Genomic DNA, 19,596 nt, shown 5'->3' on the forward strand with positions numbered 1-19,596 from the left:
CCACCCCTCCTCCACAGGCACCTTCCGCGTCCACGTAAGATAAAGCCCGTGACTAGCGAACAGACAACGACTTTTGATCTCTCGGCATCCTTCAAGGCCTACGACGTCCGTGGCATTGTGGGCGAGTCCATCACCGCCGAAATCGTCGAAGCCGTGGGGGCCGCTTTCGTGGACGTCCTGCAGCTCGAAGGCCAGACCATCCTGGTGGGCGGGGACATGCGTCCGTCCTCCCCCGAATTCAGCAAGGCCTTCGCCAACGGGGCAGCCACGCGCGGCGCCAACGTCGAGCTGCTGGACCTGATTTCCACCGATGAGCTGTATTTCGCCTGCGGTTTCCTCAACCGCGCCGGTGCCACCTTCACCGCCAGTCACAACCCCGCCGGTTACAACGGCATCAAGATGTCCAAGGCCGGCGCCGTCCCCATCTCCTCCGAAACCGGCCTCAAGGACATCCAGACCCTCGCCGAGCATTACCTCAACACCGGCTCCATCCCCGCCGCCGGCGCCCGGGGCCTGATCGGCGTCCGCGACGTCCTCAAGGACTACTCCGAGTACCTCCGCAAGCTGGTGGACCTTTCCGGCTCCCGGCCCCTGAAGGTTGTGGTGGATGCCGGAAACGGCATGGCCGGCCTCACCACCCCCGCGGTCCTGGGTGACGCCCTGCTCCCCAAGCTGCCCTTTGACATCATTCCCCTGTACTTCGAGCTGGACGGCTCCTTCCCCAACCACCCCGCCAACCCGCTGGAGCCGGAGAACCTTCGCGACCTGCAGGCCGCCGTGGTCGAGCACGGGGCGGACATCGGCCTGGCGTTCGACGGCGATGCCGACCGCTGCTTCGTGGTGGACGAGAAGGGCGAGCCCGTCTCGCCGTCGGCCATCACCGGCATGGTGGCCCGCCGGGAAATCGCCCGGGCCAAGGCCCTGGGCGAGACCACTCCCACGATCATCCACAACCTCCTCACCTCCCGCGCCGTATCCGAATTGGTGGAGCGCGACGGCGGCCGCGCCGTCCGCACCCGTGTGGGCCACTCGTTCATCAAGGCGGTCATGGCAGAGGAAGGCGCAGTGTTCGGCGGCGAGCACTCAGCGCACTTCTACTTCCGCGACTTCTGGAACGCTGATACCGGCATGCTGGCTGCTATGCATGTCCTCGCCGCCCTGGGTGAGCAGGACGGCCCCCTGTCAGAGCTCGGCCGTGAATACGAGCCCTACGTCAGCTCTGGGGAAATCAACTCGGAGGTAGACGACAAGCCCGTCGCCGTCGAGCGTGTGCGTGCAGCCTTTGCCGGCGAAGACATCACCATCGACACCATGGACGGCAGCACGTTCACGGCGAACGACGGCAGCTACTGGTTTAACCTGCGCCCGTCCAACACGGAACCGTTCCTGCGGCTCAATGCCGAAGCAACGGACCGCGGCACCATGGAACGGATCCGCGACCGCGTCCTGTCGATCGTCCGGGCCTAATCCGGGATGGCGGACCATACGGGGCCAGCAGCAGAAGAACAGGCCGGCTGGCGTGATTCTGTTCCGGAAGGCACGGCCACTGACCTGGAGAACCTCCTGGGAACGGGCGTCAGCGCCGCCCAGGAGCAACTCCAGCGCAACGGCGGGTTCATGCCTTTCGCCCTGACGGTGCAGAACGACGGCGAGGTGCGGCTCGTGGCTGTCTCCCCGGCCGACGCGGCGGAGGGAACGGACGCGGACTTCGACGCCGACGCCATGATCAGCGATTTGCAGGCCCTGCTGCGGCAGAACCGGGACGACTTCCGGGCGGCCGCCGTGGTCTGCGACATCCTGCTGGTGGAAGAGGATTCGGACGCCATCCACGTGGCCGCGGAACACCGGGACGGATCGGTTTTTGCTGCCGTGCTGCCCTATGCAGCCAACCCGGCCACCAGGACCTGGGAGTTCGGCGAATTGGGCGCGGACACCAACGAACCCTCAATCTGGGTGGACTAGACCGCGGTCCGGCCATGAAGATCAACGCCTTCGCCGACGTCAGCCTGCGGGCATTGATGGTGCTTGCTGCCGTTCCCGGCGGTGAGCTGCTCACCACCCAGAACATCGCCGATGCGGTGGGAACGCCCTACAACCACGTCAGCAAGGCCATGGCCAAGCTCCGGATCATGGGCCTGATCGAGGTAGTCCGGGGCAGGGCGGGCGGATCCCGTCTGAGCCACGCGGGACGCACGGCAACCGTGGGGCAAATCCTGCGCGAACTCGACACCCGCAGCGACCCGGCGGAGTGCGTCGCACCCAGCGGCAACTGCCCGCTCATCAACGAGTGCCATCTGCGCGGCGCCCTGGCACGGGCCCGGGAGGCGTTCTACCGGGAGCTCGATTCCGTGGTGATCGCAGACCTGCCGGGCTCCCGCCAGATGGCTCCCGTCTTCACCATGATCGGCCTCCGGCCAGGCCTTTAGCCTCCCGCACCATGGCCCGGAACACCGCGGCAACGTCCGTCCACGTAAGTTGATTTCATCTTCTACAGGCTGTAGAACTTGAGGTGTGAATACACGCATTTCAAATGCTTGTATTCGTGACTGGCCGGACGAAGGCCCCGGCCGCTATCTCAGGAGTCCGTATGCTCTCGGAAAAGTCCCGCCCCGTCATTGAAGCCACCCTTCCGCTGGTCGGGTCGCGGATCGGCGCGATCACGCCCAAGTTCTACTCCCGCCTTTTTGCGGCCCACACCGAATTGCTGGACGGACTTTTCAGCCGCTCCAACCAGCGGTCAGGCAACCAGCAGCAGGCACTGGCAGGCAGCATTGCGGCGTTCGCGGGCCACCTGCTCAGCAACCCGGGCACGCTCCCTGAGGCCGTCCTGTCCCGCATCGCGCACAAGCACGCTTCCCTGGGCATCACCGAGCCGCAGTACCAGGTGGTCTACGAGCACCTGTTCGCCGCCATCGCCGAGGACCTCGCCGAGGTCATCACACCGGAGATCGCCGAAGCCTGGACCGAGGTTTACTGGCTGATGGCCGATGCCCTGGTCAAGATCGAAAAGGGGCTGTACGCCAGCCAGGCCAATGACCGGATGTGGACGCCTTGGCGGGTTGCGGCCAAGACGCCGGCCGGCACGGGTGCCATGACCTTCACGCTGGAGCCGGCGGACGATACGCCGGTCACCGCGGCGCTCCCGGGCCAGTACATCAGCGTCAAGGTAGTCCTGCCCGAAGGCCTGCGGCAGGTCCGCCAGTATTCCCTGTCCGCGGACGCCGGCAGCAGCCGCACCTTCACCACCAAGCTGGACGACGGCGGCGAGGTCTCCCCCGTGCTTCACAACAATGTACAGGTGGGCGACATCCTCGAGATCTCCAACCCGTACGGGGAGATCACCCTCAAGGACGGCGACGGGCCGGTGGTCCTGGCCTCCGCCGGAATCGGCTGCACCCCCACGGCATCCATCCTGCGTTCGCTCGCCGAGGCCGGAACGGACCGGCAGGTCCTGGTGCTGCACGCCGAAAGTACTCTGGACAGCTGGGCCCTGCGCGGCCAGATGACGGCTGACGTGCAGCGCCTGGACAGTGCCCAACTCCAGCTGTGGCTGGAAAAGCCTGAGGCGGGCGCCCGGGAGGGCTTCATGTCACTGCGGGAAGTGGACCTGCCGGCCGACGCATCCCTCTATCTCTGCGGGCCGCTGCCCTTCATGAAGAGCATCCGCAACGAGGCCATCAACGCCGGCATCCCGGCCACCCGGATCCACTACGAAGTCTTCGGACCGGACATCTGGCTGGCCAGCTGACGTCCGCATCGATTGCTCCGAAAGCGCCGTTTTGACAAGCGAAAAGGGCAATTACGGAGCAATCGATTGAGGAACGACGACGGTCCCGCACCTTTTCGCAAAGGTGCGGGACCGTCGTCGTACTTTTTTGGCTACTGGCCCAGGCGCTTCTTCAGCCCGGCGAGCTCGGACTGGAGTGCCTCGGGCAGGGAGTCGCCGAAGTTGGCGAACCATTCCTCGATGGAGGCAAGCTCGGCGGCCCACTCGGTGGGGTCAACCTTGACGGCTTCCTCAACCTGCGCCGGGGTCATGTCCAGGCCTTCGAGGTCGATGGCGTCACCGGTGGGGACGAACCCGATGGGGGTCTCCACGGCGTCGGCCTTTCCTTCGAGGCGCTCGATGGCCCACTTCAGGACGCGGGCGTTGTCGCCGAAGCCGGGCCAGGCGAAGCCGCCCTCGGAGTTCCGGCGGAACCAGTTGACCAGGAAGATCTTGGGCAGGCGCTCCGGGTTGGCCTTGGCGGACAGGTTGACCCAGTGGTTCAGGTAGTCGCCTGCGTCGTAGCCGATGAAGGGGAGCATGGCCATCGGGTCGCGGCGGACCACGCCCACCGCACCGGCTGCCGCGGCAGTGGTTTCGGAGGACAGGGTGGATCCCATGAAGATGCCGTTGGTCCAGCTGCGGGCCTCGGTGACCAGCGGGATAGTGGTCTTGCGGCGGCCGCCGAACAGGATGGCGGACAGCTCCACGCCGTTGGGGCTGTGGTATTCCTCGGCCAGCATGTCGATCTGGTCGATCGGGGTGCAGAATCGCGAGTTGGGGTGGGCGGCGGGCTTGTCCGAGTCCGGAGTCCAGGAGTTGCCCTGCCAGTCGGTCAGGTGTGCGGGGACGTCCTCGGTCATGCCCTCCCACCAGACGCCGCCGTCGTCGGTCAGCGCCACGTTGGTGAAGATGCTGTTGCCCTTGGCGATGGCGCGCATGGCGTTGGGGTTTGTGCCCCAGCCGGTGCCCGGGGCAACGCCAAAGAGACCGGCCTCGGGGTTAACGGCGCGCAGCTCGCCTTCCTTGCCGAACCGCATCCAGGTGATGTCGTCGCCGAGGGTCTCCACCTTCCAGCCCTTGATGGTGGGATCGAGCAGGGCGAGGTTGGTCTTGCCACAGGCGGAGGGGAACGCCGCGGACAGGTAGTAGGTCTTCTGCTCCGGGGAGGTGAGCTTGAGGATGAGCATGTGCTCAGCGAGCCAGCCCTCATCGTGCGCCATGACGGAGGCGATGCGCAGTGCGTAGCACTTTTTGCCCAGCAGCGCGTTTCCGCCGTAGCCGGAGCCGAAGGACCAGATGGAGCGCTCCTCCGGGAAGTGGACAATCCACTTGTCCGGGTTGCACGGCCACGGCACGTCCGCCTGGCCCGCTTCCAGCGGAGCACCCAGGGAGTGCAGCGCGGGCACGTAGAAGGCGTTCGTTTCGGTGATCCGGTTCAGGACATCGGTGCCGATGCGGGCCATGATGCGCATGGAGGCAACAACGTAGGCGCTGTCCGTGATTTCGACGCCGAACTTCGGGTCTTCTGCGTCGAGGTGGCCCATGACGAACGGGATGACGTACATGGTGCGGCCGCGCATGCAGCCGGCGAACAGCCCGCGAAGCTTGTCCTTCATCTCGGCCGGGGGCATCCAGTTGTTGGTGAAGCCGGCGTCGTGCCTGTTTTCGGAGCAGATGAAGGTCTGCTCCTCAACCCGGGCGACGTCAGCGGGGTCCGAGAAGGCGGCGAAGGAGTTCGGGAACAACTCCTGGTTCAGCCGGGTCAGGGTGCCGGCTGCAACAAGCTCATCGGTGAGACGGGTGTTTTCCTCTTCGGACCCGTCAACCCAGTAGATGCGGTCCGGCTGCGTAAGCTCAGCAACCTCTTCGACCCATGCCAGCAGACCGGCATGTGTGGTGGGTGCATTCTCAAGCAGCGGCTTCTGCGCCAGATCGCCCATTGCGGTTCCCTTCCTCGGGTTCATCGGTGTGTCCTAAATGCTATGGTCCGGACCACTGCCGTTTTTTGGGAGCATGCTTAGGGAATCTGCAGCTTCAGACGGGAATCCGCGTAAATCCAAGGAATACTTGCTGGAAATAGGTCGATTAAGTGACGAAGGTCACCTATACCGGTCTAGTCGTGCAGATTACATGCCTTTCGATTTGGCACTACGGCCAACCCTCGCGTAAAGTAATTCGAGGTTCAGGGAGAGCGGTTCTTCTCCAGGAACACGAGATGCGCCCATAGCTCAGCTGGATAGAGCGTCTGTCTACGGAACAGAAGGTCAGGGGTTCGAATCCCTTTGGGCGCACAGACAAGGTCCGCACCGGTTCGCCGGTGCGGACCTTTTGTTTTAAGTTTTGTTACCGCCTCCCGGGCTGGCCGCCAACCCGCGCTTCCCGCCCCACCTCCGGGCGTAGGCTTTCCCCATGACGCCCCAGCCTGTTGAACGCGAATTTGATGTTGTGGTGATCGGCGCAGGCGCCGTGGGGGAAAACGTCGCCGACCGGGTTGTGCAGGGCGGACTGACCGCTGTGCTGGTGGAGGCGGAGCTGGTGGGCGGCGAATGCTCCTACTGGGCATGCATGCCGTCGAAGGCAATGCTCCGGCCCGGCACCGCCCTGCACGGAGCACAGACCACGCCCGGAGCCAAGGAAGCGGTCACCCGTACACTGGACGCCGCCGCCGTCCTGAAGCGCAGGGATTACTTCACCGCCAACTGGCAGGACGACAGCCAGGTTTCGTGGGTCAAGGAGACCGGGATCGAACTGGTGCGCGGCCACGGCTGGCTCACGGCGCCGAAAATGGTCGAGGTGGCGGGGCTGGACGGCACGTCGCACCAACTGCAGGCACGTCATGCAGTAGTCCTGGCCACCGGTGCCATGCCCACCATGCCTCCCATCGAGGGACTGCAGGACGTGCAGGTGTGGGGCACCCGCGAAGCCACGTCGGCCAGTGAGGTCCCGGAACGGCTTGCCGTACTGGGCGGCGGCGTGGCAGGCACCGAGCTGGCCCAGGCCTTCGCCCGGCTGGGATCAGCCGTGACCCTCGTCGCGCGCAGCGGACTGCTCGGAAACTTCCCCCGGGAGGCTGCCGGCCTGGTGGCGGCCGGCCTGCGTGCGGACGGCGTGGAGCTGCGCCTCGATACAGCCACGGAGCGCATCAGCGGGAACGACGACGGCACGTTCAGCCTCGAGCTGGGCGACGGAACCACCCTCACCGTGGACAAGGTCCTGGTATCCACCGGCCGGCATCCTGCCCTGGAAGGCCTTGGCCTGGAGAGCGTCGGCTTCGAACCGGACGGGCACGGCCGACTTGTCCTGGCTACGGACGAGTCCGGCCTGGTGCGCGGAACTCCCGGAGATGAACCCTGGCTCTACGCGGTGGGGGACGCCGCCGGAAAGAACCTCTTCACCCACCAGGGGAAGTACGAGGCCCGCGCCACCGGCGATGCCATCGCCGCGCGGGCAAAGGGAGAACTTGAAGGCACGCCGGGCGCCTGGAGCCGGTACGCGCAGACGGCCAACCAGCACGCCGTGCCGAGCGTCGTTTTCACCGACCCCGAACTGGCCTCCGTGGGCAGGACCCTGGAGAAGGCGCGGAACGACGGGTACAACGCCTCCTCCGTGGAGCTTCCCATCCAGGTTGCCGGATCGTCACTGCACTCAGAGAACTACGAAGGCTGGGCCCAGCTGGTGGTGGACGAGGAACGGAGGGTGCTCCTCGGTGCTACCTTCGCCGGACCCGACGTGGCCGAACTGCTGCACGCCGCCACGATCGCCGTGGTGGGTGAGGTTCCGCTCGACCGTCTGTGGCACGCCGTCCCCTCCTACCCCACCATCAGCGAGGTATGGCTGCGTCTTTTGGAGAAGTACGGCCTCTAGGACCTATTTGTACTGACTGGTCAGTTTAGCTAGGCTGGAAGCAGATGCATTCTGTGAAAGGCAACCTTGCTCTCAGCACACCAGCTTCACGTCAAAGGCCGCCGCGATCCCCTGCTTCCCCCCACCTCACTCCAGGTCAGCCGTGGCGAACTGCTGCTTGTGACCGGGGGCCGGCAGGACCAGCGGACATCCCTCTCCCTCGTTCTCAGCGGCAGGATGAAGGCCAGCAGCGGCCTCATCAGCTGGGACAACCAGCAGCGCGTCAGGCCCCTTCGGCTGGCCAGTGCGCTGGTGGACTCCCCCGGGGTCAATGAACCCGAGCAGCACCTGAGTGTCCGTGACCTGGTGACGGAGGACCTTGCCCTGGTGCCGCGCCGCTACCGGGGAGCCCTCCTCAGCAAGCCGTGGCTCAAAGTGAACAGCTTCGAGGACATCGCGGACCTTTGGACGGAGCAGCTGGCGCCCGGCAGGCGCCTGGAACTTTTGACGGCGCTGGCGCTGGCCAACCCCCGCACGGACCTGCTGGTTGTCGACTCCCCAGACCGGCACAGCGCGGACGACGGCGACTGGCTGCCGCGGCTGCAGCGTTTGGCGTCCGACGGCGGCAGGCAACTTGCCGTCGTCGCTGCGGTCAGTGCCCTCCCGCCGTCGTGGACGGGGCCCACCGCCGCGATCGGCAATGCCGTCCAGCACCAGCCCGCACGGCAGGCAGAACAGCAGCGGGGCGCCACGGTCCAGCCGGACAACCAGGACACCGAACTCGAAACAGAGGTTGCCAAGTGACCGTACTGCGGCTGGCCCGCTCAGAACTCAAGCGCATGACCGGCGGCCTGCTGCCCAAGCTGACAATCCTTGCCCTGACCATGGTGCCGCTCTTGTACGGCGCCGTGTACCTGTACGCCAACTGGGATCCGTACGGCAACCTGGACCACCTGGATGCCGCCCTGGTGGTGGAGGATTCGGGCGCCACAGCCAGCGACGGCAGCCACCTTTCGGCCGGCACCAAGGTGGCGGACAGCCTGGTGGAAGGGAACGTCTTCCACTGGGTGCCCGTGGACAGCACGGCCGAAGCCGACCAGGGCGTCAGCGACGGCAAGTACGCCTTTGCCCTGAAGATTCCGAAGGACTTTTCCGCCAACCTGGTATCGCCGGGCAGCTTCGATTCGGCCAGCAAAGCAATGCTCAACGTCACCACCAACGACGCCAACAACTACCTCCTGAGCACCATCGTGGACAAGCTGACAACGTCGGTCCACTCCACGGTGGCCACCGAGGTGGGCGAGGAAACGGCCAACCAGCTGCTCACCGGCTTTGGCACCATCCACACCCGGATGGTCAAGGCAGCCGAAGGCGCCGGACAGCTGGCCGGCGGCGTAGCAGGCCTTCGCGACGGCACGGTCACCCTTCATGAGGGGACCGCCGGGCTCAGCAGCGGAGCATCCGAGCTGTATGCCGGACAGCTGAAGCTGCGGGACGGCGCCAACCAGCTGACCGACGGCGCCGGGCAGCTGAGCAGCGGACTGTCCACCCTCAAGGACAAGACCGCCTCGTTGCCCACCGATTCGCAGACCCTTGCCAACGGCGCCGCACGGGTGGCCGCGGGGAACGCCCTGCTGAATACCAAGGTCCAGGACGTGGCAGCCCAGCTGGACGCCGCCGACCAGGGCCTCCGTACACGGGTCATCGAATCCAATACCCGGCTAATCGCCTCGGGCGTCCTGACCCAGGAACAGGCTGACAGCATCCTGGCCGATTTTGATGCGGTGGCAGCATCCAGCCCTGTTGCAGCGGCAAAAACCAAAATCGAGACCGACGCGGCCCAGATCCAGCAGCTGGCCGACGGCGCCGAAGCCGTCAGTGTGGGTGCCGCCCAGCTGGCCGCCAGTACGCCGGCGCTCCGGGACGCGATTCAGCAGGCGTCCGGTGGAGCCGACCAGCTGCACACCGGTGCAGCCACGCTCGCCACCGGTGGGCAGGCAGCCCTGGACGGCACCGCCGCCCTGGTGGACGGAGCGCGGAAGCTGGACGCGGGTGCAGCCCAGCTGGAGGAAGGCGCCGGCACGGCCGCGGACGGCTCACGGACCCTCGCCGACGAGATCGGCAAGGGAGCGGGGCAGGTGCCCAACCCGGATGACGCGCAAAAGAGCAACCTGTCCCGCGTCATGGCGGACCCGGTTGCCGTCAGCAACGTCTCGCAGGCAAAAGCCGATTCGTATGGGGCGGGGCTGGCGCCGTTCTTCCTCACCCTCGCCTTGTGGATCGGCATCTTTATGCTGGTGCAGGCAATGCGCCCCATCACCCGGCGGGCGCTCGCCTCCAACGCCCCGTCCTGGAAGATCGCACTGGGCGGCTGGCTCCCCTTCCTTGCCGTTTCCGTGGTGCAGGCCACCCTCCTGACCCTGGTGGTGAACCTGGCCCTCGGCCTGAACCCGGCCCACCCGGTCCTGACGTGGCTCTTTATGCTGGCTGCAGCCATGGCCTTCAGCGCCATCATCCAGGGCGTGGTGGCGCTGCTGGGCTCACCCGGCAAACTGGTGGTGCTGATCCTGCTGGTGCTCCAACTGGTGTCCTCCGGCGGAACATTCCCCTGGCAGACCACTCCGCAGCCCCTCCACGTGATCCACGAAATCCTGCCCATGGGCTACGTGGTCACGGGCATGAGGCACCTGATTTACGGCGCCGACCTTTCCATGATTGTTCCCACGGTGGCCGGGCTCCTGGGCTACACCCTGCTGGGCACGGTCCTGTCCACGCTGGCCGTCCGCAAGAACAAGTACTGGACCCTGAAGACGCTTAAACCGGAGATCGCGGTATGACCCCTATGACCCCCGGGGCACCGGCACCAAAGGGGTCGGCGCCGAAGGGACAGCGCCCGGCACGGACCACCGCCACCCGGCAGAAGCTTTTCGACGCCTCCATGGCACTCATCGGTGAACGCGGTGCCGCCAACGTCACCGTGGACGAGATCGCCGCCGCCGCCGGAGTGTCCAAGGGCACGGTCTATTACAACTTCGGCAGCAAGTCAGAGCTCATTGCCCAGTTGCTGCGACACGGCGTGGACATCCTCAAGGCCCGCCTGCTGGGAACGGCAGAGGACGGGACAGCCGGTCCAAAGACAACCGGTCCAGGGACAACCAGAGACCCGTTGCTGGCCATGGAGGCAATGATCGGGCAGGCCATGGATTTTATGGCCGAGTATCCGTCCTTTGCACGCCTCTGGGTCAGCGAAAACTGGCGGACGCCCAGTGAATGGCAGGGTACGTTCACGGTACTGCGCGGTGAGCTGCTCGCCGTGATCGGGCAAGCGGTGGAGAGCGTGGCGAAGGCCTACCCCGTGGACGAATCGGTGTCCCGGGGCAGCCTGGAGACGGCCATTTTTGGTGCCTGCTTCGTGGTGGGCCTGGACCGCCAGACCTACAATCCCGAGCGCACCCGTGACCAAAGCGTTGCAGCAATCATGGCCATCATGCGCGGCTACGTGCTGAAGCCGGCTGCTCCTCAGGAATGATGGTGCACATGCGGCATATGGGGAACAGCGGAAAGTTTGCGGTCATCTGCGGCATCGTCGCTGCCGGGTTGCTTGTACTCACGGGAATCACGCTCGCGGAACCGGTGTTCGTCGCGTTCCTGGGCGTCCTGGGCCTGGCCTACGTTGCCGCTGTGGCCGAAATCCTTGCCCGGGGGCGGCGGTTCATGCTGCTGGCCGCCGGCGCCGGCACCAGCCTCACGGTCGGCTTCGCCCTGGCGTTCATGGGCACGTGGGAACTGGCATACGACGGACAGTCCTCATTCCTGGGTACTCCCCTGCCCACCAGCGACCCGGACAACTACTTCATTGGTGCCGCTGCCTCGTCCGTCGCCACCCTGCTGGTCCTGTTCCTCGGCGCCGCCTGGCCCGCCGGACGGCGGCCCGGCACCCCGAGCGGCAGGCAGTCCCCGGCACAGCGGCGTCCGGCCGCCACAACGGGGCGCCCTGGCGCAAGGAGCACAGCAACAGCTCAGCGGGCCTCCGGTTCACGCGTTCCGGGGAGGGTGCCCGCGGCAGCCAAGCGGCCGTCGTCGTCCGTCCCGCCGGTCCGCACGCCGGCACCCAAGCCGGGTGCCGGTTCGGCACCCCGGCGCTGATGCCGCCGGCCGCCAACGGTGAGCACCGCCGTCGCCACCCCGCCCAGGAGCAGCAGCCCGCCGGCCAGTTCGGTGGGCGTCGGAACCTCCCCCAGTGCCAGCCAGGCAGCCGTCATCCCCACCACGGGGACCAGCAAAGTGAATGGGACAACGGCCGACGACGGGTGGCTGGCCAGGAGCCGGTTCCAGATTCCGTAGCCCACGAGCGAGGCAAACACCGCGGTGTAGAGGGCGCTGAGGATTGTGGGCGGTTGCAGGGTGGTGAGCGTGGCGATGACCTCGTCCGGGCTGTCGACGAGCAGGGAAAGCGCGGCCAGGGGCAACGGCACCACCGCACCGGACCAGACCACCAGGCCAAGTCCGGAGGCAGCCTTGGCCTTGCGGGCAATAACATTTCCGGCAGCCCAGGAGAGGGCCGCGGCCAGCACAATAAGCAGGGGCAACAGCGGTGCCACGGCGCTGCGCCCCACTGCAACCACCGCCAGGCCCGCCACGCCCAGGACAACACCTGCCAGCTGCCTGCGGTTCGGCCGCTCCCCCAGGAAGGCGGCGGCGAGGAGGACCGTCAGCAGCACCTGGGCCTGCAGCACCAGCGACGCGAGGCCCGCCGGCATGCCCAGGGCCATGGACAGGTACAGGAGGCCGAACTGGCCCGCGCTCATGAACAGCCCGACGCCGACGATCGCCTTCCAGCTGACGTCCGGTTTCCTGATGAAGAAGATCCATGGGAAGACCACGAGCACAAAGCGCATTGCCACAAACAGGAGCGGGGGCACTTCGTGGCCTTCGGGGTGGAGCCCGACGTCGATGGCAACGAAGTTCAGGCCCCACAGGACGGCAACCAGGGCGGCGAGGAGGGAATCTCGGAGGTTCACGCTCCCACTCTGTCAGAGCACGGGCACATTGCGGGGCTGCTGCGGGAAATCGCGGCCCCAACTGGGTAGCGCTATCTGCCGTTTAGAGTGCCCATAACGACACTTGGTGCGACCTACATGGGTCAATGGGCGCGCGGAACCTTGAATTTCGTGATGCGGGCGTCCTGTCCGTCCAGCTCCGCCCACGATTTTTCGGTCTCCAGAACGGTCAGTGCGCTGGTGGGAAAGCGGGTGGCGGCATCCATGTAGGCGTCGTGGTCCGAATCCCGTGAGGCCAGGTGCATGGCCAGGTCCTGGACGCCCGGCAGGTGGGAGATCAGCATGAGCGTGGTGACGGTGTCCGGCACGTGGTTGATGACGCTGAGCATCCGCAGGGCCGAGGCAGCGTAGAGTCCGTCCTCCAGCTTGGGGGTGGGGGCCTTGTCACCGAGTTCCGAGCACACCCAGGTGCAGGTCTGCCGGGTCCGCAGCGCGCTGGAGCACAGGATGAAATCCGGAACGATGTTGTGCTTGAGCAGCCAGCGCCCGGCCAGCGGGGCTTCCCGGTGCCCGCGCTCCTCGAGCGGCCGCTCATGGTCAGCCACGCCCCCGGGCCAGTCGGCCTTGGCATGCCGCATGATCACAAGCCGTCGAAGATGGTGCTCACTCATGCCCCAAGCCTAGTCGGGGACCAAACGAGGTGCGCCCCGCCCTCCCACAGCCGCGGAGGCACATGCCCGGAGAGGCCGGACGCGCGAAAGCGGGCGGGTAGGTGAGTGAGGGCGGTGCAGCGCAGCGGGCCATCCTGAAAGCGCCGTTGTTGCGTGAGGAACGAGCGCAGGCGCCGAAGGATGGGCCGCGAAAGCGGAAGCGCCCGCCCCCGGGGACAGGCGCTTTCGAGTGAGTACTAGATCGAGTATTCCGGAGCGGCCCAGACCACAACTTCGGGGTGCTCGTAGAACCGGTAGCCCTGGCCGCGGACGGTGCGGACGGTGTTGGCGAGGCGGCCCAGCTTGGAGCGGAGCCGGCGGATGTGGACGTCGATGGTGCGCTCGTTGGGCACTTCCTCGGCGTTGCGCCACAGGCCTTCGAGGAGTTCGTCGCGGCCCACGGTGCGGGTACCGTTCTCCACGAGGTAGTTCAGGAGCTCGAACTCCTTGAACGTGAGGTTGAGTGACTCGCCGTCGAGGTGCACTTCGCGGCGGGCGAGGTCGATGAGGACACCGGACGGGCGCGGCTCCTGCGGCTGCTGCGGACGGGGCGTCTCCGTGCGCTGGCGGGAGTTGACGGTGGGGTCGCCGAAGGTGGAACGGACGACGTCGAGCGCGGAACCGGGGGTGCCGGCGGGGGCAACGGCCACGGCCGCGTAGCTCTCGGCCCCGGTCACCAGGGACTGGGCGTAGGCGCGGATTTCCTGGGCGAGCTTGGCAATGGAGGTGCCTGCAGCGGCCGCGGTTTCCTCGTCGATGCCCATGTAGAGGACGAACCCGCGGGCCACGGTGTCGTTTGCGACGGGACGTACGGCGTTGGGTCCTGCTACTACAGGGGTGGGTGCGGTCACGGGCGCAGACTCGGCCGGCGGAACAGCGCGCAGCTGGCCGTAGGAGTTGGGGTTGTATCCCTGCGGGGCGTAGCCCTGTGCCGGGAAGCTGCTTCCGGATGACGGCGAGAGCGACGGGCGGGGCCCGAAGCCGGGGCGCAGACCGGAGGGCTGGCCGGCCTTGGCGGCGTTACGGACGGAAATGTGGACGTATCCGGATGCAACTGACATGGAATGCTTACCTCAATGTGAATGGCCGCAGTAGCGGCTCGAATGCTGGGTTTCCCCGCAATGCGAATTGGAGAGGGGCGCCCGACGCTGGGCTGGGGGGCGAATGCCTAGGAACTTCGGCGGGTGGGAAGGTCAGGCGTGCATTCGACAACAGCGCATGTCGGCAGCAGCTGGTGTGCTGGGCCAATATTCTGCGGCTGCAGGTGCTGTTGAGTTCTTGTTCACATTGGAAGTGTGCAGCGTAACAATGGCAACTTGCAAGTAACAATGGACGCGATCGTCCGCATAGTGAGACAAAATGCTCCATTGTGGCGCAGATCACGATTCTGGAAGTGGCTAAAGAATAACGTTCGTTATCCGACAAAAGGCCATAAAAGGCGCGAAATCGGAACATTCTTCGCCCAAACACTACTTTCCTACTTTCTTATTCAACTGAGGGACGAATCCCAAAATCAGTCTCCTTACCTTCCCGACGTGTCCAGCGGCGCGCGGACGGGGCAAGAAAAATTTTCACGCGTTGGGCACCGAAAGGGCTCCACGGCTCCAGCAGCAGGACCGTAAGGAGACCCTCACGAGCTGGTGAAAGTCCTGCAGCAGAAGCCGGGCAGTATTCAGCTGGCTAGGCTGGGATTCACAGCTTGGGCACAGGAAGCGCATAGCCCGGCTTAAACGAATGATCGGAGAGTTGTCCCATGGCCACTTCGCACTCCATGACCAACAACCTCCCCACGCTCTCGCACCCGGACGGCTCCCCCATCCGTGCCCTGGTGGTGGACGATGAGCCCAGCCTCTCCGAACTGATGAGCATGGGCCTGCGGATGGCCGGGTGGTCCGTCGCCGTCGCCGCCGACGGCCCGGAAGCGGTGAAACTCGCCAAGGACTTTCGGCCCGACGTGCTGGTGCTGGACGTGATGCTTCCCGGGTTCGACGGCGTCGAGCTGCTGGGCAGGATCCGTGCCTTCGCACCGGAGGTGCCAGCGCTCTTCCTCACCGCCAAGGACGCCATCCAGGACCGGATCGTGGGCCTGGCCGCAGGCGGCGACGACTACGTCACCAAGCCGTTCAGCATGGAGGAAGTCCTGCTCAGGCTCCACCGCCTGGTGCAGCGTTCGGGGGTTGCCGCCATGGACACCGCCGAGCTGGTGGTGGGCGACCTTGTCCTCAACGTCGAAACCCGGGAGGTCACCAGGGCGGGTGACGATGTCCAGCTCACGGCCACCCAGTTCGAGCTCCTCCGCTATCTGATGGAGAACCCCAAGAGGGTGATCAGCAAGGCGCAAATTCTGGACAGGGTGTGGGACTACGACTTCGGCGGCCAGGCCAACATCGTGGAGCTCTACATCTCCTACCTGCGCAAGAAAATCGATGCCGTCCACCCGCCCATGATCCACACCGTGCGCGGGGCCGGCTACGTCATCAAGCCGGCGGAGTAGGCGCCATGGCCTCCCCCGCAGCTCCGCAGTCCCATCGGCGGAGCTGGCTCAGACCCGCCACCTGGCACCTTCGCACCCGGCTGATCCTCCTGGCCATGGCCTTGCTGATCGCGATCTGCGGCGCTGTGGGAGTGGCCAGCTACGCGTCCATGGATGCCTTCCTGACACGGCAGCTTGATGAGCAGCTGAGCCAGGCTGCAGAAAGGGCCAATGATCCCGGCCGTCCCCCGATGGGCGGCTTCAACGGACGCGACCCGCTGGACGCGCGCGGGCAGAGCGTTGGCACGGTCAACGCCAGGATCCTCAACGGCCAGGTCAACAGCGGCGGCTTCCTGGCGTCAGACGCCACCCGTTCCGCGCTGTCCACCGAAGACAAGGAAACCCTGCTGGCGCTGGCCGCCAACGCCCAGCCGGTGGACCGCGCCCTCTCCAACGGCAGCTACCGGCTCGTTGCGGTGAAAACAAATTTCGGCGATGTCCTGGTGACCGGGCTCCCCCTCGCCGGCAAGGAAAGCACCCTCACGTCGCTGGTGTGGACCTTCGTCTTCGTCTCGCTGGGGGGCCTGCTGCTGGTGGGGCTGGCCGGAACCATCCTGATCCGGCGCACCATGAAGCCGCTGGAACAGCTCTCCGAGGTGGCCACCCGGGTGTCGCAGCTGCCGCTCGACGCCGGTGAGGTGGCACTGGCGGTGCGGGTGCCGCCGTCGAACTCCAACCCTGGAACGGAAGTGGGCAGCGTTGGCCATGCACTGAACCTCATGCTGGACAACGTGGCCAGTGCGCTGCAGGCACGGCAGAAGAGCGAGACCAGGGTGCGCCAGTTCGTGGCGGACGCATCGCACGAGCTGCGGACCCCGCTGACCGCCATCCGCGGCTACACAGAGCTGATGCGGATGACGGAGGACTTCACTCCGGACGGCCAGAAGTCCCTGGCCAGGGTGCAGAGCCAGTCCGAACGGATGACGGCACTGGTGGAGGACCTGCTGCTGCTCGCCCGCCTGGACGAGGGGCAGCCCCTGAAACTTACCGAGGTGGACCTCACGCAGCTCGTGGTGGAGAGCGTCAGTGACGAAAAGGTGATGGCCCCCGGACACACCTGGCGCCTTGAGCTGCCCGATGAGCCGGTGGTGGTCAACGGCGATGCCTCCCAGCTGCGCCAGGTGCTGGTGAACCTGCTCTCCAACGCCCGCAAGCACACACCGTCCGGCACCACAGTGGTGACCGGCGTTGGCACCTCGCCCGAGGGTGCGGCGATCGTAACGGTAAGGGACGACGGCGGGGGCATCCCTGCCGCATTCGTGGACCATGTCTTTTCACGCTTTGCCCGCGCAGACGCGGCCCGGAAAGGCTCGGGAGACCAGGCGGGAGCCTCCGCGGCCGAAGGCACCAGCGGCCTGGGCCTGTCCATCGTGCAGTCAATCGTGGAAGCCCACGGCGGCCGGGTAACGGTGACGTCACGGCCGGGCCGGACGGAGTTCGCCCTGCAGATGCCACTCCTGCAGCAAAAGGGGCAAGGCGACGCGCCGTCGTCGTGATCTCCGTTACCTAAATGTGACTTAAGCGCTCCACTCCTGTACCGTCGATTGGGTGCGGTTCCCGTTCGGACCGCATATCCGGATGACGCCAAGCTCTGCCACTTCCCGGATCTCCCCGATTGACCAAGGCAGAGGCGGGGGACCCACCGTCCCGGGCATGTACCGCCCTTGGGGTTAAGCCAGCACGTGATCTTTCCGTGTGGCCGGATGCCCTCATCCGAACCCGACAGCTAACTCCGCAGGTGTGAGAGGCGATCAATCATGTTCAAATTCCCGGTAAAACCGCGCCCGAAAAACGGCTCTGACAGCAATGCGGAGCGCCCTGAAGGCAAGAACTTCACCCTTGGCCAGCGTGCCGCAGTCCTGGCAGCGTCCTGTGCGCTGCTGGTCGGAGTAGGCGCCGCAGGCCAGGCCACCGATGCCATGACCACGGTCTCATCAAGCGCCCAGTCCACAGCGGATTCGGACGCGCAGATGAGCATCGAGAAGAGCGAGATCCGGTCCAACCCGGCCGAGTCACCCGCGCCCCCTGCGATCAACGTTGTGCCCCAGGCCGCGGAGCCGGCACCGGCCCCCGCACCCGAGCCTGCTCCGGCAGAACCTGCTCCGGCACCCGCCCCTGAACCCGCGCCCGCACCGGCACCGGCACCCGAGCCGGCTCCCGTCGTCGCGGTTAATGACCCCGCAGGTGCCCAGGCTTATGCAGCCGGCCAACTGGCATCCTACGGCTGGGCCGCGGACCAGATGCAGTGCCTGGTGACTCTGTGGGACAAGGAATCGGACTGGACCACTACGGCCACCAACCCCAGCAGCGGCGCCTACGGCATCGTGCAGTCCCTGCCCGCCGAGAAGATGGCGAGCGCCGGGGCCGACTACCTCACCAACTACCGCACGCAGATCAACTGGGGCCTGAACTACATCCAGGAGCGTTACCAGTCCCCGTGCGGCGCGCTGAACTTCCACTACGCCAACAACTGGTACTAAGCCTGCGCTGCCGCCTCGAAGCGGCACCAGTCTGTTGAAGCGGCCCTCTTCCGTTGAAGGGGGCCGCTTCTGTTGTAGCGGCCCTCTTCCGTTGAAGGGGGCCGCTTCTGTTGAAGCCGGTCCGGGGCCTGGTTTATTTTGAACCATGAAGTTCACCACCACCATCCAGGGCAGCGGCAATAAGACCGGCATTGAGGTTCCCGAGCATGTTGTGGAGGGGCTTGGGGCCGGCAGGCGGCCTCCGGTGGTGGTGACCATCAACGGCAAGAGCTACCGCAGCAGCATTGCGGCGATGGGCGGGCGGAACATGATCTCCCTCAGCGCCCATAACCGGGAGTTCACGGGGGTCTCCGCAGGAGAAACGGTGGACGTGGAGCTGGAACTGGACACGCAGCCGCGGATCGTGGAGGTTCCCGGGGACCTTGCGGCAGCGATGGCTGCGGAGCCGGCCGCACAGGAGTTCTACGCCACCCTCAGCTACAGTGCCCAGCGGCGGTATGTAGAGCCGCTGGATGACGCCAAGACACCGGAAACCCGGGCGCGGCGGATCGCCAAGGTTGTGGCGGACCTCAAAGCCGGAAAGAAATGACCGGCTGGCCGTTGCCTTCCGCATCCACGACGGCGGTGACACTGCTGTAGTCCGCGATGTGCAGCACGCCGTCCGGCAGCGGTCCGGTGTTCGGGCCCACAGCCACGGTGCGGATGCCCGCAGCAACGCCCGCGGCAATGCCGGCGGGGGCGTCCTCGAACACCAGCGCCTCCGCCGGCTCCGCTCCCAGGAGGGCTGCGGCCTTGAGGTAGCCTTCCGGGTCCGGCTTGCCGCGGCTTACCTGTTCGGCCGTGACTGCAATGGCCGGCATGGGCAGCCCCGCAGCGGCCATGCGGATGTCAGCCAGCACACGGTCGGCGGAGGTGACCAGCGCGACGGCGTCGGCGGGCAAGGCTGCCAGCAGCCGCGCCGCTCCGGCCAACGCCAGGATGCCGTCCGTCCGGACCCGCTCCATGGCGCCGAGCTCCGCAGCCAGGGCGTGAACATCAGCACCGGCGGGGGCAAAACGCCGGACCGTATCGATGGCCTGCACACCGTGGGACGTCCGCAGGATCTCCTCGAAGTCCAGGTCGTAGCGCACGGCGAATTCACCCCAGACCTCTTCCACCACAGCGGTGGAGTCCACCAGCGTGCCGTCCATGTCGAACAGGACGGCGCGGCAGGTCAGGGTTCGTTGGCTGGCGGAAGCGGAATGGCTCATGCTTCCCATCG

General features: G+C 66.2%; 17 protein-coding genes, 1 tRNA gene and 1 riboswitch. Of the genes, 13 read left to right on the top strand and 5 right to left on the bottom strand.

Translation table 11 applies throughout. The features are described 5' to 3' along the window. The first annotated feature begins 48 nt into the window (after positions 1-48). From B5520_RS17250 to B5520_RS17265, 4 genes are all read left to right on the top strand, one after another. A complete protein-coding gene (locus B5520_RS17250; RefSeq protein WP_079598302.1) occupies positions 49-1,467 on the top strand; it encodes a phosphomannomutase/phosphoglucomutase in 1,419 nt (472 codons plus the stop codon). A gap of 6 nt (positions 1,468-1,473) precedes the next feature. After that, positions 1,474-1,962 (top strand): hypothetical protein, encoded by a 489-nt coding sequence (locus B5520_RS17255; RefSeq protein WP_079598303.1) that lies wholly within the window; start codon positions 1,474-1,476, stop codon positions 1,960-1,962. A gap of 14 nt (positions 1,963-1,976) precedes the next feature. Then, positions 1,977-2,426 carry an RrF2 family transcriptional regulator gene (locus B5520_RS17260; protein WP_079598304.1) on the top strand — a complete coding sequence of 150 codons (450 nt, stop codon included), beginning with the start codon at positions 1,977-1,979 and terminating at the stop codon, positions 2,424-2,426. A 161-nt stretch (positions 2,427-2,587) separates the two neighbouring features. Then, positions 2,588-3,748: a globin domain-containing protein gene (locus B5520_RS17265; protein ID WP_079598305.1), complete on the top strand. Its 1,161-nt coding sequence runs from the start codon at positions 2,588-2,590 to the stop codon at positions 3,746-3,748. Positions 3,749-3,879: 131 nt separating this feature from the next. Here B5520_RS17265 and B5520_RS17270 read toward each other — a convergent pair whose 3' ends face one another. Next, complete coding sequence (locus tag B5520_RS17270; RefSeq protein ID WP_079598306.1) at positions 3,880-5,709, bottom strand: phosphoenolpyruvate carboxykinase (GTP); 1,830 nt, start codon at positions 5,707-5,709, stop codon at positions 3,880-3,882. 277 nt (positions 5,710-5,986) lie between these two features. On the opposite strand from B5520_RS17270, the gene B5520_RS17275 reads away from it, so the two are divergent. The 5 genes from B5520_RS17275 to B5520_RS17295 all read left to right on the top strand — a co-directional run bounded on the left by B5520_RS17275 (position 5,987) and on the right by B5520_RS17295 (position 11,141). Then, positions 5,987-6,060, top strand: a tRNA-Arg gene (locus tag B5520_RS17275). Between the two features lie 118 nt (positions 6,061-6,178). Then, complete coding sequence (locus tag B5520_RS17280; protein ID WP_079598307.1) at positions 6,179-7,633, top strand: dihydrolipoyl dehydrogenase family protein; 1,455 nt, start codon at positions 6,179-6,181, stop codon at positions 7,631-7,633. A gap of 66 nt (positions 7,634-7,699) precedes the next feature. After that, a complete protein-coding gene (locus B5520_RS17285) occupies positions 7,700-8,416 on the top strand; it encodes an ABC transporter ATP-binding protein (protein ID WP_079598308.1) in 717 nt (238 codons plus the stop codon). Continuing rightward, complete coding sequence (locus B5520_RS17290) at positions 8,413-10,449, top strand: YhgE/Pip domain-containing protein (protein ID WP_079598309.1); 2,037 nt, start codon at positions 8,413-8,415, stop codon at positions 10,447-10,449. The genes B5520_RS17285 and B5520_RS17290 overlap by 4 nt, the downstream gene beginning before the upstream one ends. A gap of 5 nt (positions 10,450-10,454) precedes the next feature. Continuing rightward, positions 10,455-11,141, top strand: coding sequence for a TetR/AcrR family transcriptional regulator (locus tag B5520_RS17295; RefSeq protein WP_079598310.1), 687 nt, complete (start codon positions 10,455-10,457; stop codon positions 11,139-11,141). A gap of 490 nt (positions 11,142-11,631) precedes the next feature. Here B5520_RS17295 and B5520_RS17300 read toward each other — a convergent pair whose 3' ends face one another. The 3 genes from B5520_RS17300 to B5520_RS17310 all read right to left on the bottom strand — a co-directional run bounded on the left by B5520_RS17300 (position 11,632) and on the right by B5520_RS17310 (position 14,383). Beyond that, the gene (locus B5520_RS17300) at positions 11,632-12,633 is read right to left on the bottom strand and encodes an EamA family transporter (RefSeq protein WP_079598311.1); all 1,002 of its coding nucleotides are present in this window, start codon (positions 12,631-12,633) and stop codon (positions 11,632-11,634) included. 122 nt (positions 12,634-12,755) lie between these two features. Then, complete coding sequence (locus B5520_RS17305) at positions 12,756-13,283, bottom strand: SixA phosphatase family protein (protein WP_079598312.1); 528 nt, start codon at positions 13,281-13,283, stop codon at positions 12,756-12,758. 236 nt (positions 13,284-13,519) lie between these two features. Further along, a complete protein-coding gene (locus B5520_RS17310) occupies positions 13,520-14,383 on the bottom strand; it encodes a winged helix-turn-helix domain-containing protein (RefSeq protein WP_079598313.1) in 864 nt (287 codons plus the stop codon). A gap of 692 nt (positions 14,384-15,075) precedes the next feature. Here B5520_RS17310 and B5520_RS17315 point away from each other — a divergent pair. The 4 genes from B5520_RS17315 to B5520_RS17330 all read left to right on the top strand — a co-directional run bounded on the left by B5520_RS17315 (position 15,076) and on the right by B5520_RS17330 (position 18,924). Further along, positions 15,076-15,816: a response regulator transcription factor gene (locus B5520_RS17315; RefSeq protein WP_079598314.1), complete on the top strand. Its 741-nt coding sequence runs from the start codon at positions 15,076-15,078 to the stop codon at positions 15,814-15,816. A gap of 5 nt (positions 15,817-15,821) precedes the next feature. Continuing rightward, positions 15,822-17,351 (top strand): HAMP domain-containing sensor histidine kinase, encoded by a 1,530-nt coding sequence (locus B5520_RS17320; protein WP_079598315.1) that lies wholly within the window; start codon positions 15,822-15,824, stop codon positions 17,349-17,351. Positions 17,352-17,445: 94 nt separating this feature from the next. Then, positions 17,446-17,609, top strand: a riboswitch (cyclic di-AMP (ydaO/yuaA leader). Positions 17,610-17,612: 3 nt separating this feature from the next. Beyond that, the gene (locus B5520_RS17325) at positions 17,613-18,335 is read left to right on the top strand and encodes an aggregation-promoting factor C-terminal-like domain-containing protein (protein WP_079598316.1); all 723 of its coding nucleotides are present in this window, start codon (positions 17,613-17,615) and stop codon (positions 18,333-18,335) included. 145 nt (positions 18,336-18,480) lie between these two features. After that, entirely contained in the window at positions 18,481-18,924 is a 444-nt protein-coding gene (locus B5520_RS17330; protein ID WP_079598317.1) for a YdeI/OmpD-associated family protein, read from the top strand. On the opposite strand, the gene B5520_RS17335 is transcribed toward B5520_RS17330, so the two are convergent. Further along, entirely contained in the window at positions 18,905-19,594 is a 690-nt protein-coding gene (locus B5520_RS17335; protein ID WP_104443623.1) for an HAD-IA family hydrolase, read from the bottom strand. The two genes, B5520_RS17330 and B5520_RS17335, sit on opposite strands and share 20 nt — an antisense overlap. Positions 19,595-19,596 lie beyond the last annotated feature (2 nt).

The sequence above is a fragment of the Arthrobacter sp. P2b genome (assembly GCF_900168295.1).
GTDB lineage: Bacteria > Actinomycetota > Actinomycetes > Actinomycetales > Micrococcaceae > Arthrobacter.

Coding starts and splice junctions, on each gene's coding strand:
- B5520_RS17265 (WP_079598305.1), top strand. CDS start 2,588: ATGCTCTCGGAAAAGTCCCGCCCCGTCATTGAAGCCACCCTTCCGCTG.
- B5520_RS17310 (WP_079598313.1), bottom strand. CDS start 14,383: ATGTCAGTTGCATCCGGATACGTCCACATTTCCGTCCGTAACGCCGCC.
- B5520_RS17315 (WP_079598314.1), top strand. CDS start 15,076: ATGGCCACTTCGCACTCCATGACCAACAACCTCCCCACGCTCTCGCAC.
- B5520_RS17295 (WP_079598310.1), top strand. CDS start 10,455: ATGACCCCCGGGGCACCGGCACCAAAGGGGTCGGCGCCGAAGGGACAG.
- B5520_RS17280 (WP_079598307.1), top strand. CDS start 6,179: ATGACGCCCCAGCCTGTTGAACGCGAATTTGATGTTGTGGTGATCGGC.
- B5520_RS17305 (WP_079598312.1), bottom strand. CDS start 13,283: ATGAGTGAGCACCATCTTCGACGGCTTGTGATCATGCGGCATGCCAAG.
- B5520_RS17320 (WP_079598315.1), top strand. CDS start 15,822: ATGGCCTCCCCCGCAGCTCCGCAGTCCCATCGGCGGAGCTGGCTCAGA.
- B5520_RS17260 (WP_079598304.1), top strand. CDS start 1,977: ATGAAGATCAACGCCTTCGCCGACGTCAGCCTGCGGGCATTGATGGTG.
- B5520_RS17255 (WP_079598303.1), top strand. CDS start 1,474: ATGGCGGACCATACGGGGCCAGCAGCAGAAGAACAGGCCGGCTGGCGT.
- B5520_RS17330 (WP_079598317.1), top strand. CDS start 18,481: ATGAAGTTCACCACCACCATCCAGGGCAGCGGCAATAAGACCGGCATT.
- B5520_RS17335 (WP_104443623.1), bottom strand. CDS start 19,594: ATGGGAAGCATGAGCCATTCCGCTTCCGCCAGCCAACGAACCCTGACC.
- B5520_RS17270 (WP_079598306.1), bottom strand. CDS start 5,709: ATGGGCGATCTGGCGCAGAAGCCGCTGCTTGAGAATGCACCCACCACA.
- B5520_RS17325 (WP_079598316.1), top strand. CDS start 17,613: ATGTTCAAATTCCCGGTAAAACCGCGCCCGAAAAACGGCTCTGACAGC.